At 67.5% G+C, this 17,135-nt stretch carries 12 protein-coding genes; 6 read left to right on the top strand and 6 right to left on the bottom strand.

Annotation, left to right across the window (positions count from 1 at the left end):
- The coding region (locus Q0W90_RS16230) for an AMP-binding protein (protein WP_297775228.1) at positions 1–2,239 on the bottom strand (2,239 nt) is incomplete at its 3' end.
- 142 nt (positions 2,240–2,381) lie between these two features.
- Positions 2,382–3,137: a L,D-transpeptidase gene (locus Q0W90_RS16225; protein ID WP_297594783.1), complete on the bottom strand. Its 756-nt coding sequence runs from the start codon at positions 3,135–3,137 to the stop codon at positions 2,382–2,384.
- Positions 3,138–3,541: 404 nt separating this feature from the next.
- Here Q0W90_RS16225 and Q0W90_RS16220 point away from each other — a divergent pair, with 404 nt between their 5' ends.
- Positions 3,542–4,474 carry a LysR family transcriptional regulator gene (locus Q0W90_RS16220; RefSeq protein WP_297594786.1) on the top strand — a complete coding sequence of 311 codons (933 nt, stop codon included), beginning with the start codon at positions 3,542–3,544 and terminating at the stop codon, positions 4,472–4,474.
- On the opposite strand, the gene oxc is transcribed toward Q0W90_RS16220, so the two are convergent.
- Positions 4,458–6,212 carry an oxalyl-CoA decarboxylase gene (gene oxc, locus Q0W90_RS16215; protein ID WP_297697534.1) on the bottom strand — a complete coding sequence of 585 codons (1,755 nt, stop codon included), beginning with the start codon at positions 6,210–6,212 and terminating at the stop codon, positions 4,458–4,460. The genes Q0W90_RS16220 and oxc overlap by 17 nt on opposite strands.
- A 245-nt stretch (positions 6,213–6,457) precedes the next feature.
- On the opposite strand from oxc, the gene Q0W90_RS16210 reads away from it, so the two are divergent.
- Positions 6,458–8,053: a FadD7 family fatty acid--CoA ligase gene (locus Q0W90_RS16210; RefSeq protein ID WP_297775226.1), complete on the top strand. Its 1,596-nt coding sequence runs from the start codon at positions 6,458–6,460 to the stop codon at positions 8,051–8,053.
- 10 nt (positions 8,054–8,063) lie between these two features.
- Here the strand turns inward: Q0W90_RS16210 and Q0W90_RS16205 are convergent, their stop codons facing one another.
- A complete protein-coding gene (locus Q0W90_RS16205; protein WP_297775224.1) occupies positions 8,064–10,232 on the bottom strand; it encodes an elongation factor G-like protein EF-G2 in 2,169 nt (722 codons plus the stop codon).
- A gap of 153 nt (positions 10,233–10,385) precedes the next feature.
- A complete protein-coding gene (locus tag Q0W90_RS16200) occupies positions 10,386–10,811 on the bottom strand; it encodes a TIGR03668 family PPOX class F420-dependent oxidoreductase (protein WP_297594795.1) in 426 nt (141 codons plus the stop codon).
- Between the two features lie 175 nt (positions 10,812–10,986).
- On the opposite strand from Q0W90_RS16200, the gene Q0W90_RS16195 reads away from it, so the two are divergent.
- The 4 genes from Q0W90_RS16195 (at position 10,987) to Q0W90_RS16180 (ending at position 16,097) form a co-directional block, all read left to right on the top strand.
- The gene (locus Q0W90_RS16195) at positions 10,987–12,036 is read left to right on the top strand and encodes a S1C family serine protease (RefSeq protein WP_297697531.1); all 1,050 of its coding nucleotides are present in this window, start codon (positions 10,987–10,989) and stop codon (positions 12,034–12,036) included.
- Positions 12,037–12,157: 121 nt separating this feature from the next.
- The gene (treS, locus tag Q0W90_RS16190) at positions 12,158–13,930 is read left to right on the top strand and encodes a maltose alpha-D-glucosyltransferase (RefSeq protein ID WP_297594800.1); all 1,773 of its coding nucleotides are present in this window, start codon (positions 12,158–12,160) and stop codon (positions 13,928–13,930) included.
- Between the two features lie 52 nt (positions 13,931–13,982).
- Entirely contained in the window at positions 13,983–15,332 is a 1,350-nt protein-coding gene (locus Q0W90_RS16185) for a maltokinase (protein ID WP_297775221.1), read from the top strand.
- Between the two features lie 60 nt (positions 15,333–15,392).
- A complete protein-coding gene (locus Q0W90_RS16180; protein ID WP_297594805.1) occupies positions 15,393–16,097 on the top strand; it encodes a YoaK family protein in 705 nt (234 codons plus the stop codon).
- 42 nt (positions 16,098–16,139) lie between these two features.
- Here Q0W90_RS16180 and ag85C read toward each other — a convergent pair whose 3' ends face one another.
- Positions 16,140–17,123, bottom strand: a complete 984-nt coding sequence (ag85C, locus tag Q0W90_RS16175; RefSeq protein WP_297775229.1) for a diacylglycerol acyltransferase/mycolyltransferase Ag85C — start codon at positions 17,121–17,123, stop codon at positions 16,140–16,142.
- Positions 17,124–17,135: the final 12 nt, after the last annotated feature.

Genomic DNA, 17,135 nt, shown 5'->3' with positions numbered 1-17,135 from the left:
GGGATACCGATTTACGCTCGGACTCAACGTATTCCGCGAGCTGACCCAGATCGGTCGCCGGGCCGGTGATCATCCCCACGGGCACATCGACGCCGAAGATATCACGCAGCAGGTTGGAGAAGGTCAACGCCGACAGGGAGTCGCCGCCGAGTTCGATGAAAAGAGCGTCCGGCTCGGGCGGGCCGCCGGCCATGCCGAGCAGCGCCTCGGCGGCCCGGATGAGGGTGAAGATCACCGGGTGCTCGGCCGCCCCCTCGCGCAGCGCACGCAACTCGGTCACGCGGTTTTCGGCCAACTCGGCGTAGAGCTGCTCGAGCCGGTCGGCGTAGTGCTCTTTGAGCTTTGGCCGCAGCAACTTACCCACGCCCGAGAGCAGGCCGTTGTCCTCGCTGAACGGCTCGGTCTCGACCACGAAGTCGACCGGCACCTCATAGGACTGCAGTTCGGCGAGTTGTGCTGACTGGCGCAGGGATTCGGCGAGGGCGGCCTTGAGTCCGTCGGGATCGCCGGAGAAGTGCTCCACGGCGTCGTCGGTTGGCACGACGACGGCCAGCAGATAGGGTCGTTCGCTGTTGCCGTAGACGAAGATCTGGCGGACCAGCGCCGCGCTGGCGAACACGGCCTCCAGGCGCGCGACGGCGACGAACTCGCCCTGCGCCAATTTCAACACGTTGTTGCGACGGTCAACGTAGGCCAGCCGATCCGGTTCCAGCTCGGCCATCACGTCACCGGTCCGGTAGTAGCCGTCGGGATCGAACGCGTTGGCGGTGACGTCGGGGCGTTTGAAGTATCCCGGCGTCGCGGTCAGCGATTTCACCAGCAATTCGCCACGCGGATAAGGCTTGTCGGTGCGGAAATAGCCCAACTCGGGAACATCGACCAGCTTGTAGTCCAGCACCGGGGGACGGTTCATCCAGCCGTCCTTAGTCACCATACCGACCTCGGTCAGCCCGTAGCCATCGAGAACGTGGACGTCCAAACATGTTTCGACGAAGGCCCGCATCTCCGCGGCAAGCGGTGCCGTCCCGCAAAAGGCGGTCACGATGCGCCCACCAAGGACCTGCTCACGTAGCTCGGCTCGCGCCCGCGCCTCGGCGGAGCCGGTGTCGGCGCCCGAAGCCACGAGTCGGTCGACGGCGCTCTGGTAGCGCTGGTAGAGCATTTCCGCCACCCGGGGCACCAGCCCCATCTCGGTGGGGCGCACCAGGTTCCAGTCGTCGAACAACGTGGACAGGTCGCTTTCCGGCACGAAGTAACTGGTACCGCCCGCCTGGAACGCCGTCGACAGCGGTATCCGGCCGCCGAGGTGGTTCAGCGGCATGAAATTGACGTTGAGCACGGGCGTGTCCGCGAAATCGGGCATCAGCTCATTGGTCCACACTTTGCAGAGCATCTGCTCCGTGTACATGGCGCCCTTGGGTAAGCCGGTGCTGCCCGATGTGTACATGATCATGGCCAGCCGCTGATCGGTGTCACCGGTGTAGAAGGGCTCGGGCGGCAAGACGCGGCCGCGTTCGATGATTTCGTCGAGTGTCTCGATGGTCACCGCCATGCCGGCGGCCGCCAGGTTGGTCCGGGCGCGTTGCAGCGCTTCACGGTGCTCGTCGACCTCGGGCTGGTAGTCGAAGACCACGAGGCGCCGCAACGATGGGCTACCCGATGCCGCTTCGACGGCAAGGTCGAGATAACCGACCCCGGCGGCCAGTATCGGTGCTTCGACCTCCTCGAGGATCGGGCGCAACCGTGACGCGGTGGTGTTGTGCTGCAGCGGAACGGCCACCAGTCCGAGATAGCCGCAGACAAGGTCGAGGGTCAGGTACTGCGGACTGGCGAAACCGACCGTGGCGACAAAGTCTCCGGGCGATACGGGGTCGCCGGCGTCGTGCCGCCACGCGCCGGCGATTGCGCGGACATTGGCCCACAGCTCGCGGTAGGTCATGGTGTCGAACCGGGGGAGCAGCTGCGTGTTGGTGCGCCCGGTCGCGGGATCGGTGCGCGGCGATCGGGCTCGCCAGCCCAGCGCGGGCCGATCGGCGTAGCCCTCGACGAGGAGCTCCAGGATCTCGGGTAGCCGAAGGCCCGGTTGGCGGGCCGCCTGTTGCAGCGACAGATCGGGTTGGGCGTTGCGGAACTGTTCGTCGTCGGCGGCCAACTCGCGGATGCGTTCGGCTACTCGCTCCCGCTCCGGGCTGATCGGGCCTGTGGAGCTAACTTTCGCGCGTTTCGCATCGCCGGTCATGGCCCGCCTCTCGTTCAGATCCCTCGTCTACCGAGAACTCACCGCCGCGGGCGCGTCTTCCGTTCAACGCCTGTGACGACTGTCACAGGCTGTCGGGCGCGAGGCGGTGGCCCGGGACAAGCCGGGGATCCGTGGCTGACGGTCAGGCCACGACCTGGATCGGATCGCCGACGTTGACCTGGTTGAAATACCACGCGGCGTTGTCGGGGCTGAGGTTGATGCACCCGTGGCTGACGTTGGCGTAGCCCTGGGAATCAACCGACCACGGAGCCGAGTGCACGTAAACGCCGCTCCAGGTGACGCGAACGGCGTACTGAGCGGTGATCTTGTACCCCTCGGGGGAGCTGAGCGGAATGCCGATGGTGCGAGAATCCATCACCACGGAGCGCTGCTTTTCCAGCGCGGTGAAGCTGCCCATCGGGGTGGGCCTGCTGGACTTGCCCATCGACGCCGGCATGGTGCGCAGCACCTCCCCGTCCTTGCTGACGGTGAAGGTGTGTTTGGAGATGCTGGCAACACCGAGGAGTGCATCACCGGTGTCGAAGCCCGTCGTCAGGGCCTGCACGCCCACCGAGACGTGGGAGTGTGCGGGCCAGTACTGGTTGGGGACCCACTGCACGACAGCGTTCCGGACCCACTCGAAGTGCCCCGGCGTACCGCCCGGCGACGTCACGCGGATCGACCGCTCGGCGGCGGCGCGATCGGCCACCGGTGCGGTGAAGGTCACCACGACGGGGTGGGCCACACCCACCACGGCGCCGTCAGCGGGCAAAATCGAGGCAACTCCGGGAGTGGTTTGCGGTACCGGCACGGCGGCGGTACCAGGGGCCGCCGATCCCGCCAGCCCCATGACTGTGATCGCGACCATAACAAATAGATAACGAACACCTCGACGCATAGCGTCCACCCTTCGAGATGGTGCGATCAACACACGGATATTCTACGGGTTACCCACGAATTGCCGTTTTCAGCAAACAATGACAGCTCGGCGCGGTCGCCACGGTCACGATCCGAATACCGATTGAGTTCAATTGGGTCAGGGGCGCAAACGGGCGGCGAGTCGAGAAGCCCCCTGCGGCACCACGCTCGAGCAGCACCTGCGTGAAAGCGGAACCGATACTTCGGCTTTCGCGGCCGCAACCCTGCGAATTACCCTCGCGCGTCGACGAATCCCCGGCCGTTGCAATCACGGTGCCGAACGTCGCGCGGCCGCGGGCTTGGCGCACCTGTCGACGGCGCGTTAGCCTCAGCGAGATCGGTGCCCAAAGCCCAAAGCCCGAGCCCGAACACCGAGGAGTGCGGGTGCTCTTCCGTCAGCTGGAGTATTTCGTCGCGGTCGCCTCCGAGCGCCACTTCGCCCGAGCGGCCGAGAAGTGCTTCGTGTCCCAGCCCGCACTTTCTGCCGCGATCGCCAAGCTGGAACGTGAGCTGAACGTCACGCTGATCAATCGCGGCCGCAGCTTCGAGGGCCTCACGCCCGAAGGGGAGCGGTTGGTGGTGTGGGCCAGGCGGATTCTCGCCGAGCACGACGCCTTCAAGGCCGAGGTCGACGCCGTGCGCTCGGGCATCACCGGGACGCTTCGGCTGGGTACCGTGCCAACCGCCTCGACGACGGCGTCCCTGGTGCTCTCGGCGTTCTGTTCTGCGCATCCGTTGGTGAAGGTGCAGATCCTGTCGCGGCTGGCGGCCACCGAACTGTACCGGCGCCTGCGCGAATTCGAACTCGACGCCGCCATCGTGCACGCGTCACCCCACGAAGCGCACGACGTGCACCTGATTCCCCTGTACCGGGAGCGCTACGTGCTGCTGGCGCCGGCGGACATGTTGGGATCCGGTGCGGCGACCATGACATGGGCCCGGGCCGCGCAACTGCCGCTGGCGTTGCTCACCCCCGATATGCGGGACCGCCAGATCATCGACAAGGCATTCGCCGACCATGGCATCACCGTCAGCCCCCAGGTGGAAACCGACTCCGTCGCTTCACTATTCGCTGCGGCATCCGCCGGAAACTGGGCATCCATCGTGCCGCACACCTGGCTGTGGACCTCGCTGCTGGGCCCCGAACTCCGGGCGGTGGAGATGGTCGATCCGGTGCTCACAGCAGACGTCGTGTTCGCGACCAACTCGAGCGGGCCCGGGTCACCGATCGCACGCGCGCTCGCCGCATCGGCCGGGAGGATGGCGCTGAACGAATTTTTCGACGCGCAACTCTTGGGTGTCACCCGACGCCGCTGACGGTGGCTTCAGTGGCCGCGCCGGCCGGGTTCAGGTTGGCCAGGTGGCCGCTTTCCACCCCGGCGGCCGGATCGAGCTCGCAGTCGATGATCGACGGCGCCCCCGAGCCGATCGTCTCGGCCAGGGCCGCGCGTAGCGCGCCGGGTGTGGCGACGTGATATCCCTTGCCGCCGAACGCCTCTGCGATCAGGTCGTGACGCGCCCGGGCGTTCAGTACGGTGGGGGCGGGATCCGACGGGTTTGCGGTCGTGCCGGGCGCAGTCTCGTCGCCGCGGTAGACGCCGCCGTTGTTGAGAACGACGACGGTCACCGGTAGCCGGTAGCGGCAGATCGTCTCGATCTCCATTCCGCTGAAGCCGAATGCGCTGTCACCCTCGATCGCGACGACCGGCCTGCCGGTCTCGACCGCCGCCGCGATCCCGTAGCCCATGCCGATCCCCATAACGCCCCAGGTTCCGGTGTCGAGCCGGTGCCGCGGCACCTCCATGTCGATGACATTGCGGGCCAGGTCGAGCGCATTGGCGCCCTCGTTGACGACGTAGACGTCGCGGTTATCCTGCAGCACAGCGCGAATCGCGCCAAGGGCGTTGTAAAACCGCATCGGGCTCGGGTCTTCGGCCAGGCGCTCGCACATCTTGGCGTCGTTGCGTGCTTTGCGGTCGGCCACCTCACGGGTCCATTCCGTCGGCGCGGCGAGCGGATGGGCGCTCACGGCGTCACACAGCGCGGACATCACCGACCCGATATCGCCGACCAGCGGCGCCGCGATCGGCTGGTTGCTGTCGAACTCGGACGGCGCGATATCGACCTGGACGAATTTGGTGTCGGCGGCCCATTGCGGTGACTCCCCGTGGCCCAGAAGCCAATTCAATCGGGCACCGACTAGCAGGACCACGTCGGCCCGCGCGATCACCAGCGAGCGTGCGGCCGCGGCGGACTGCTGGTGGGAATCCGGCAGCAGCCCCTTGGCCATCGACATGGGCAGGAACGGTATCCCGGTGGCCTCGACGAATCGCCGAATCACATTGTCGGCCTGGGCATACGCCGCGCCCTTGCCGAGCACGATCAACGGTCGCTCGGCCCGGGCCAGCACGCCCAGCGCGCGATCGACGGCGTCCGGTGCCGGCAGCTGGCGGGGAGCGGGGTCGATGACTCGCCAGATAGTGCCGGCAGCGGCCGTGGCCTCCAGGCTCTGGCCCAAGACGTCGCCGGGGATGTCGAGGTAGACGCCGCCGGGGCGCCCGGAGACCGCGGTGCGGATGGCGCGGGCGACGCCGCGCCCGATGTCCTCGATCCGGTTGATCCGGTAGGCCGCCTTCGCGAACGGCCTTGCGGCGTTGAGCTGGTCGAGGTCCTGGTAATCGCCGCGCTGCAGATCCACCAGCGCCCGATTGCTCGAGCCCGAGATCTGGAGCATCGGGAAGCAGTTCGTCGTGGCGTTGGCCAGCGCGGGCAGAGCATTGAGGAAGCCGGGCCCGGACGTCGTGAGGCAGATGCCGGGGCGGCGGGTGAGGAATCCGGCGGCGGCCGCCGCGTTGCCGGCCGAGGCCTCCTGCCGAAAGCCGATGTAGCGGATGCCCGACGCCTGAGCGGCCCGGGCGAGGTCGGTGATCGGGATGCCGACGATGCCGTAGATGGTCTCGACGTCGTTGGCCTTGAGCGCCTCCACCACGAGGTGGAAGCCGTCGATCAGGCGGGTCGGCTCCTGCGCGCTTCCCGATGCCGGAACTGTGGACATGTGGCGACTCCTCGGGTGCATGCGGGGCGGAACTGCCGTAACCATCACTGTGACCCCGGCGCCCGGCGCGTGTCCAAGTCGAAGCCGCTATCCGGCGATTGACGTCGTCTATCGCCGCAGGTCAGCGCGCCGCCACGAGGATTCGATAGCTCACGGTTATCAGTCGTGAGTGAATCGGTATTGGACGGGCGAGAAGGCCGCCCGGCAGGGTGGCAGCGACGGGACAAATGGAAAGGAGCGCGCCGATGAGGTCCGATACGACAGCCGGCGGCGAGGTCACCGAAGCCGCGAGCCCGCGCATCGCCGACCTGGTCGCGGCGACGGGCCGCCGGTCGTCGCAGGCGTGTGCCCTGGTCCTCACCGCCGAGCGCATACCGGTCAGCTACCGCGACTTGACCCGGCTGGTCGACGATCTGGCCGCACAGCTGACGGCCGGTGGTCTGCGGGCGGGGGACCGGGTCGCGCTGCGCGCCGGTAGCAATGCCGAATTCGTCGTCGGACTGTTGGCCGGGTCGCGAGCGGATTTGGTTGTGGTTCCGCTGGATCCGGCGCTGCCGGTGACCGATCAGCGCGCCCGCAGCGAGGCGGTGGGTGCCCGGGCGGTGCTCGTCGACAACCTCGAGGATGCCGGCCCGGCGCCATCGCGGAGTCTGCCGTGCTGGGAGATCGCGGTGAGTGTCGGACCCAACGACGCCGCCCCGGCGGTCGGCCTGAACGTCGCCGCGGCACCCGAGCGCAGCGTTTCGACGCCGCAGGGCCTGCGCGACGACGACGCCATGATCATGTTCACGGGAGGCACCACCGGTGTCCCCAAGATGGTCCCCTGGACGCGCGACAACATCGCCGGCTCGGTCGCGGCCATTATCGCCGGATACGGTCTGGGAGAGCGGGATTCGACGGTCGCGGTGATGCCGCTCTACCACGGACACGGCCTGCTCGCCGCGCTGCTGGCCACCCTGGTGTCCGGGGGATCGGTGTTGCTGCCGGCGCGAGGCCGTTTCTCGGCACACACGTTCTGGGACGACATCGAAGCCGTCCGCGCCACCTGGTACACGGCCGTCCCGACGATCCACCAGATCCTGTTGGAACGCGCCAGAACCGAGCGGCCGGGCGGCACCCACGCCCTGCGCTTCATCCGCAGCTGCAGCGCACCGCTCACCGCCGAGACGGCGCTGGCCCTGCAGGACACGTTCTCGGCGCCGGTAGCCTGCGCGTTCGGGATGACCGAGGCGACCCACCAAGTGGCCACCACCACCGTCGACGGCGCAGGGCACAGCGGAAACCCGGGTGCCACACCGGGTCTCGTCGGCCGGTCGACCGGACCGGAAATCCGGATCATCGGGCCCGACGGTCGATCGCTGCCCGCCGAGACCGTCGGTGAGGTCTGGCTGCACGGTCCCACCGTGGTGCGGGGCTACCTCGGCGATCCCTCGATCACCGACGCCAACTTCACGCAGGGGTGGTTGCACACCGGCGATTTGGGCACCTTGTCGGCGGCCGGCGACCTCATCATCCGCGGCCGCATCAAGGAACTCATCAACCGGGGCGGGGAGAAGATCTCGCCGGAGCGCGTCGAGGCGGTGCTGACCAGCCACCCCGATGTCCTGGAGGTGGCCGTGTTCGGGAGCCCGGACCAGCTGTACGGCGAGACCGTGGCCGCGGTGATCGTTCCCCGCGGATCCGCCGCGCCGACGGCCGACGAGCTGACCTCGTTCTGTCGCGACCGGTTGGCCCCCTTCGAGGTGCCGGCCGGATTTCACCTGGCGGCGGAGCTACCGCACACCGCCAAAGGCTCGCTGGATCGTCGCGCCGTCGCCGCACAGTTCGGTCGCGGGACCTAGCAGGGGCCGCTCAGACCCCGGCATTCACCCGGGCGGCGGCGGATTCCGGCATGGGCTCGTAGCGGGCGAACGACCGGGTGAACGAGGCGGCGCCGTGCGCCAGGGACCGCAAGTCGATGGCGTAGCGCGTCAGCTCCACCTGGGGCACCTCGGCCTTGACCACCGTGCGTGCGCTGCCCGCGGTGTCGGATCCGAGGACTCGGCCGCGCCGGCTGGACAGATCGCCCATCACCGCGCCGACGAAATCGTCGGGCACCAGCACCGAGATCTCGTCGATGGGCTCGAGCAGCGCCACCTTCGTCGCGGCCGCGGCCTCCCGCAGCGCCAACGAGCCGGCCATCTGGAACGCGAAGTCCGACGAGTCCACGCTGTGCGCTTTGCCGTCGAGCAGGCTGACGCGGATGTCGACCACCGGGTAGCCCGCGTGCACTCCCTTCTCCATCTGGGCGCGCACGCCCTTCTCCACGCTCGAAATGAATTGCCGCGGCACCGCCCCGCCGACCACCTTGTCGACGAACTCGAATCCGGAGCCTTCCGGCAGCGGCTCCACCTCGATGTCGCACACCGCGTACTGTCCGTGCCCGCCGGATTGCTTGACGTGACGGCCATGGCCTTTCGCCTTGCCGCCGAAGGTTTCTCGCAGCGGGACGCGTAACTGGACGGTGTCCACCGTGACGCCGTACCGATTGGCCAGCGCGTCCAGGACCACGCCGGCGTGGGACTCACCCATGCACCACAGCACGATCTGGTGGGTTTCGGGGTTCTGCTCGATCCGCAGCGTCGGATCCTCGGCGGCCAACCGGCCCAGCCCCACCGACAACTTGTCCTCGTCGGTCTTGGCGTGGGCGGCGATCGCGACCGGTAGCAGCGGCTCGGGCATGGTCCAGGGCTTCAGGACCAGCGGCTCCGACTTGTCCGAGAGGGTGTCACCCGTCTCGGCGCGGCTCAGCTTGCCGATCGCGCAGATGTCACCCGCCACCACGGCCGCGGCCGGGCGCTGCTGCTTGCCCAGCGGGAAGGACAGCGCCCCGACGCGTTCGTCCTCGTCGTGATCGGGATGTGCATGCCCATTGCCTTGAGTCCCTTCGGGACCGCCGAAGAACGACGCAAAATGGCCCGACACGTGAATCGTCGTGTCGGGCCTGATGGTTCCGGAGAACACCCGGACCAGGCTGACCCTTCCCACATAGGGGTCCGAGGTCGTCTTCACCACCTCGGCGAGCAACGGCGCGTCGGTGTCACACGTGAGGCTGGCGTGCGGAGCGCCGAGTTGCGTAAAGACTTCCGGCAGCGGGTGTTCCATCGGCGACGGGAACCCGCGGGTGGCGACCTCCAGCAGTTCCAGGGTGCCGACGCCGGTGGTGCTGCAGACCGGGATCACCGGGAAGAACGATCCTCGGGCGACGGCCCGCTCCAGGTCGGCGATGAGGACGGATTCGTCGATGGACTCACCGCCCAGATAACGCTCCATCAGCGACTCGTCCTCGGACTCCTCGATGATCCCTTCGATCAGCGCGCCGCGCGCTTCCTCGATCTGCTCGGCGTCCGACGGGTCCGGTGCCTGCACGGTTCGCTTGCCGGCGGCGTATTCGTAGCGCGCCTGCGACAACAAACCGATCAAGCCGTGGCAGGAGGGCAGCTCGGTCGGCAGGTAAAGCGGTAAGACCTTGTCGCCGAACGCATTCTGCGCCGCGGCCAGCGCCTCCTGGTAGTTAGCGCGGGTGTGGTCGAGCTTGGTGATCACCACCGCGCGGGGCATGCCGACCTGGTTGCATTCCTGCCACAGCGATTTGGTGGGCTCGTCGACGCCTTCGTTGGCCGCGATCACGAAAAGCGCGCAATCGGCGGCCCGCAACCCGGCCCGCAACTCCCCGACGAAGTCGGCGTAGCCGGGTGTGTCGACCAGGTTGACCTTGACGCCGTCGTGCGACAGGGACGCCACGGCGACGCCCACCGACCGTTGCTGCCGAATCTCGGCCTCGTCGTAGTCGCAGACCGTGCTGCCGTCGGCCACCGAGCCGCTCCGGGTCAACACGCCGGCGGCGACCAACAGGGCTTCCACGAGCGTGGTTTTACCGCCCCCCGACGGTCCCACCAGAACCACGTTGCGAATCTGGCCCGGCCCGTTGGCGGTCGGAGCGTTTCCCGCGCCCTGGGAAGTATTTGTCTTGTCCGCCATGACTTTCCTCCAGGTTGCCCGGGGCGCTCCGTCGCTGACCTAGCCTGCACCTATCTAGCTACCATTCACCCAACTTCCGTCGACCACAAGACCGTCGGGCCAGATCGAAAGCCCGGGTCATCCGCGGGCGCACGGACCGCGCGGCGCCGCGACTCAGTGATGCCAGCTGGACCAGTGGTGCACGGCGACGGCGATCACCGGACCGTCCAGCGAAACCGATTGATACTGAGGGTATTTCGCACGCAGCAGCCGTCGCCCGACGCCCAGAGCCAGCCCGTCGTCGTGGATGGTGGCGACACCGTCGACCCGCACCCACCACAACCGCGTCCAATCGTCGGCGTAGTGGTCCACCAGCAAGCTCACCTCGGGGTTGCCCTCGATGTTGGCCAGCCGGCGCAGCCGCCGCGTCGTCTTCGGCTTCGCGTCGACGGCCGTGTACGCCACGTCCTGGCCGCCGCCCGGGTCGGTGGCGAGCGCGAAGACCACCGGCACCAGGTGCGGTCGTCCGCCCGGCGTGACCGTGGCCAGCCGGGCTACCGGCGACTCGGTGAACCTGGTTCTGGGGTCGAATTCGCCCACCGCACCAGCTTAGGGCGCACGGTGGATAGGGGCAGTGCGCGTGGGAGACCCGCGAGAACCTGGGATGTGCCGCACATAGCTACCTGCATTACGGTTATATACACAAATATTGTGCCGCCCAGAGCCTGAGGCCGGGACAGTTTGTTGGTTACGGCGAAGCAGGAGGGTGACACCGATGGGCAAATCGCACCACCGCTCGGCCTGGTGGTCATGGGCGGTCAGCGTGCTGGCTGTGGTCGCACTCGGCCTCGGCCTGGACGCCGGCATCGGCCTTGCGCCGGCGACCGCGTCACCGCCCGCCCTGCCGCTCGACCCGTCGGCGATGGTCGGTCAGGTGGGGCCGCAGGTGGTGAACATCGACACCAAGTTCGGCTACAACAACGCGGTGGGCGCCGGCACCGGGATCGTGATCGATCCGAACGGTGTCGTGCTGACCAACAATCACGTGATCTCGGGAGCCACCGACATCAGCGCGTTCGACGTCGGCAACGGCCAGACGTATGCGGTCGACGTGGTCGGCTACGACCGGACGCAAGACATCGCGGTGCTGCAACTTCGCGGCGCGGCCGGGCTTCCCACCGCCGCGATCGGTGGCGAGGCCACGGTGGGCGAGCCGATCGTCGCGCTGGGGAACGCCGGCGGTCAGGGCGGAACGCCCAGCGCGGTCACCGGCAAGGTCGTCGCGCTCAACCAGAGCGTCTCGGCGACCGACACGCTGACCGGCGCGCAGGAGAATCTGGGCGGCCTGATTCAGGCCGACTCCCCGATCAGGCCGGGCGACTCCGGTGGGCCCATGGTGAACAACGCCGGGCAGGTGATCGGCGTGAACACCGCCGCCACCGACAGCTACAAGATGTCGGGCGGGCAGGGCTTCGCCATTCCCATCGGCCGCGCGATGGCGGTTGCCGGCCAGATCAGGTCCGGCGCGGGCTCCAACACCGTTCACATCGGCCCCACCGCGTTCCTCGGCCTCGGGGTGATGGACAACAACGGCAACGGCGCACGAGTGCAGCGTGTGGTCAACGCCGGTCCCGCCGGGGCCGCCGGGATCAGCGCCGGCGACGTCATCACCGGCGTCGACAACGTCGCGATCACCGGGGCGACGTCCATGACCGAGGTGCTCGTCCCGCACCACCCCGGGGACACGATCGCGGTGCATTACCGCGCCAATGACGGCGTCGACCGCACCGTGAACATCACCCTGGCGGAGGGACCGCCGGCCTGAGATACACGGCGACGACATCCAACCGGCGGCCAATTCGTTTGCCACCGGGCGTGATTCGTCGCCGAGGTGTGGGCGTGATTCCGAATGTCGCACCTCGGGTACCCGTGGCATCGTGGATTTGATGAACGACGCACGAGACGCTGTCGAGCACCATCCCGAGGGGGGCAGCCACGTCCAGGACGGCGTCGTCGAACACCCCGACGCCGATGACTTCAACAACGCCGCCGCGCTACCCACCGACCCGACCTGGTTCAAGCACGCCGTGTTCTACGAGGTGCTGGTCCGCGCGTTCTTCGACGCCAACGCCGACGGCGCCGGTGACCTGCGCGGACTGCTGGGACAGCTGGACTACCTGCAGTGGTTGGGCATCGACTGCATTTGGCTGCCACCGTTCTACGACTCACCCCTGCGTGACGGCGGCTATGACATCCGGGACTTCTACAAAGTGCTGCCCGAATTCGGGACGGTCGAGGATTTCGTCGCGCTGCTCAACGCCGCGCACGAGCGGGGCATCCGCGTGATCACCGACCTGGTGATGAACCACACCTCGGAGTCGCATCCGTGGTTTCAGGAGTCGCGCCACGACCCCGACGGCCCGTACGGCGACTACTACGTGTGGAGCGACACCAGCGAGCGCTACACCGACGCCCGGATCATCTTCGTCGACACCGAGGAGTCCAACTGGACCTTCGACCCGGTGCGCCGCCAGTTCTACTGGCACCGGTTCTTCTCTCACCAGCCGGACCTGAACTACGACAACCCGGCCGTGCAGGAAGCCATGATCGACGTGCTCCGGTTTTGGCTCGGCCTCGGCATCGACGGGTTCCGGCTGGACGCGGTGCCCTACCTGTTCGAACGGGAGGGCACCAACTGCGAGAACCTGCCGGAGACGCACGCCTTCCTCAAGCGCGTCCGCAAGGTCGTCGACGACGAATTCCCGGGCCGGGTGCTGCTGGCCGAGGCCAACCAGTGGCCGGCCGACGTCGTCGAGTACTTCGGCGATGCCAGCACCGGCGGCGACGAATGCCACATGGCGTTTCACTTCCCGCTGATGCCGCGCATCTTCATGGCGGTCCGCCGCGAATCGCGGTTCCCGATTTCGGAGATCCTGGCCCAGACGCCCGAGATCCCCGATATGGCCCAGTGGGGCATCTTCCTGCGCAACCACGACGAGTTGACGCTGGAAATGGTCACCGACGAAGAACGTGACTACATGTACTCGGAGTACGCCAAGGATCCGCGGATGAAGGCGAACGTCGGCATCCGCCGCCGCCTGGCGCCGCTGCTGGACAACGACCGCAACCAGATCGAGCTGTTCACCGCGCTGCTGCTGTCGCTGCCCGGCTCGCCGGTCCTGTACTACGGTGACGAGATCGGCATGGGCGACGTGATCTGGTTGGGGGACCGCGACGGGGTACGTACCCCGATGCAGTGGACACCGGACCGCAACGCCGGCTTCTCCAAAGCCAACCCCGGCCGGTTGTATCTGCCGGCCAGCCAGGACTCGGTCTACGGCTATCAGGCGGTCAATGTCGAGGCCCAGCGTGACACGTCGACGTCGCTGCTCAACTTCACCCGCACGATGCTGGTCGTGCGGCGCCGGCACGAAGCCTTCGCCGTCGGGAGTTTCGAAGAATTGGGCGGCTCGAACCCGTCGGTGCTGGCGTTCGTGCGGCAAGTGTCCGAGGGGGGCGACACCGTGGTGTGCGTCAACAACCTGTCGCGGTTCCCGCAGCCGATCGAACTGAATCTCCAGCAATGGAGTGGTTGCACGCCGGTCGAGCTGACCGGGCAGGTGGAGTTTCCGCGCATCGGTCACCTGCCCTATCTCCTGACACTGCCGGGCCACGGGTTCTATTGGTTCCGGTTGACCGGATGCGAGGAGGACGCATGACCACTCGCGCCGGCAACGATGCGACGCCAACTGAGTTAGAGGAGTGGCGCTTATGACAGAGCCGGGCAAGCTGCCCTGGTCCGAGTGGCTTCCGCAGCAACGTTGGTACGCCGGCCGCAACCGCCAGCTGTCCACGGCTGAACCGAGCGTCATCGTCGGGCTGCGCGACGACCTGGACCTCGTCCTCGTCGACGCCGACTACGCCGACGGTTCCCGGCACCGCTACCAGGTGATCGTGCGGTGGGATTCCGCCCCGGTCTCCGAGTACAGCAACGTCGCCACCATCGGCGCCGCCGACGACCGGACCGGCTTCGACGCGATGTATGACGCCGATGCCCCCCGGTTCCTGCTATCCCTGATCGACTCTTCGGCCGTGCGCGGCGCGTCCGGTGTCGAGGTGCGGTTCGCCAAAGAGCCCGACGTCGAGCTGCCGGTGGAGGCGATGCCGCACGTGTCCGACGCCGAGCAGTCCAATACCAGCGTCATCTTCGACCGGGACGCGATCTTCAAGGTCTTCCGCCGCGTCAGCAGCGGCATCAACCCCGACATCGAGCTGAACCGCGTGTTGGGCCGCGCGGGCAACCCGCATGTCGCGCGGCTGCTGGGCACCTACGAGATGACGGGTTCGGGCGACACCGCCGACGAGGTGTGGCCGTTGGGCATGGTCACCGAGTTCGCCGCCAACGCCGCGGAAGGCTGGGCGATGGCCACCGCCAGCGTTCGTGACCTGTTCGCCGAAGGCGATCTGTATGCGTACGAAGTCGGCGGCGACTTCGCCGGCGAGTCCTTCCGCCTCGGTGAGGCCGTGGCGTCCGTGCACGCCACCTTGGCCGAGACCCTGGGCACCTCGAAAGCGGTCTTCCCGGTGGACAACGTGCTGGCGCGGCTCGCGTCGACCGCGGCCCTGGTTCCCGAGCTCGAGGACTGCGCGGCGACCATCGAAGAGCGATTCGGCAAGCTGGTCACCGAGACGATCACCGTGCAGCGCGTCCATGGTGATCTGCACCTGGGCCAGGTGCTGCGCACGCCGGAGAGCTGGTTGCTCATCGACTTCGAAGGCGAACCGGGGCAGCCACTCGAGGAACGCCGCGCGCCCGATTCACCGCTGCGCGACGTGGCCGGCGTCCTGCGGTCATTCGAATACGCCGCCTACGGGCCACTGGTGGACCAGGCGAATGACAAGCAGTTGGCGGCCCGGGCCCGCGAATGGGTCGAACGCAATCGCACCGCGTTCTGCGACGGCTACGCGGCCGCCTCCGGGATCGACCCACGCGATTCGGCGCAGCTGCTGGCCGCCTACGAACTCGACAAGGCCGTCTATGAAGCCGGCTACGAGGCGCGGCACCGGCCCGGCTGGCTGCCAATCCCGTTGCGCTCCATCGCACGTCTGACCGCCGCCTGACCGCGGGCCGAACCGCCTGCGTGCGCTGCGCGCACCGCCGATGTCTGAAAGCATGTGCCGGTGCGAACCGAGATTTTCGACAGCGAGGCGAGGTTGTCCTGGGTGCTGGCGGCGCTGGCCGGCGTGCTGGGGGCGACCGCATATACCCACTCCGAGGGGTTCTTCGTTACCTTCATGACCGGCAACGCGCAGCGCGCGGTGCTGGGCTACTTCACGGGTGACGCGGTGCTGGCAATCACCGCGGGGCTGTTGCTGCTGTGCTTCGTCGCCGGCGTGGTGATCGCATCGGTGTTCAGGCGGCATTTCTGGGTCGCGCATCCCCACGGCCCGACCGCGCTGACGACGTTCAGCCTGGTGGCCGCCACCGCGCTTGACGTCGTCATCAGTGGGTGGACGGAACGTCAACTCCATTTGATGCCAATTCTGCTCGTGGCCTTCGGTATTGGCGCGCTGAACACCTCGTTCGTCAAGGATGGCGAGGTGTCGATCTCGCTGAGCTATGTGACCGGCACGCTGGTCAAGATGGGGCAGGGCATCGAACGTCACCTCGCCGGGGGAGCAGCATCGGATTGGCTCGGCTACTTCCTGCTGTTGGCCAGCTTCGCCCTGGGCGCGACGCTGGGTGGGTTCGTCAGCCTGGTGCTCGCCGGATATCAGATGCTGGCGGCCGCCTCGGTGGCATGCGCACTGACCACCGGCTACACCTACTTTCACTCCGACCGGCGCGCCCTGCTCGCCGAGTGCGAAAAGGAGCATCGGCAGTAGCGCTGACCGGTGCGCTACTGCCGATGCTGGTTCGCCGGGTTTTTAGGTGGCTGGTTGCGCCGGCTGTGCCGGTTGCGCGGTGGTGTTGCCGGCCAGCAGCACCTGCTGCATGTCGGGCTTCATGGCCATCAACTGCTGGTTCCAGTAGGGCCACGAGTGTGTCCCGTTGGCCGGGAAGTTGAACACCCCGTTGCGCCCACCGGCGGCCGCGTAGGTGTTCTGGAACTGCTGGTTGGTGCGCAGCGTGAGACCTTCCAGGAACTTGGCCGGCATGTTGTCACCGCCCAGGTCGCTGGGAGTGCCGTTACCGCAGTAGACCCAGAGGCGGGTGTTGTTGGCCACCAGCCGCGGAATCTGGATCATCGGGTCGTTGCGCTTCCATGCCGGGTCGGTGGACGGACCCCACATGCTGTTGGCGCTGTAACCGCCGGAGTCGCTCATCGCCAGACCGATCAGGGTGGGCCACCAACCCTCGGACGGGTTGAGGAAACCCGACAGGGCGGCAGCGTAAGGGAACTGCTGCGGGTAGTACGCAGCCATGATCAGCGCTGAACCACCCGACATCGACAGCCCCACCGCGGCGTTGCCCGTCGGGGAAACCTGCTTGTTGGCCTGCATCCACAGCGGCATTTCCTGGGTCAGGAATGTCTCCCACTTGTAGGTGTAGTTCTGCCCGTTGCTCGACGACGGCTGGTACCAGTTGCTGTAGAAGCTGGACTGACCGCCCACCGGCATGATCACCGAAAGTCCGGACTGGTAGAACTCCTCGAAGGCCGGGGTGTTGATGTCCCAGCCGTTGTAGTCCTCCTGCGCGCGCAGGCCGTCGAGCAGGTACACCGCGTGCGGTCCACCGCCCTGGAACTGGACCTTGATATTGCGGCCCATCGACGGCGACGGCACCTCCAGGTACTCCACTGGAAGCCCCGGCTTTGAGAAGGCCGCCGCGGTGGGGAAACCGCCGGTGGCAGCCACGAGACCGGACAGCAGGGAGGCCCCCATGGCCGCAATCGCGAGTCGGCGCGGCATGGTAGCCCCCGC

It is taken from the genome of Mycobacterium sp., from assembly GCF_025933915.1.
Taxonomy (GTDB): Bacteria; Actinomycetota; Actinomycetes; order Mycobacteriales; family Mycobacteriaceae; genus Mycobacterium.
This window is presented reverse-complemented; position numbering and strand designations above follow the sequence as displayed.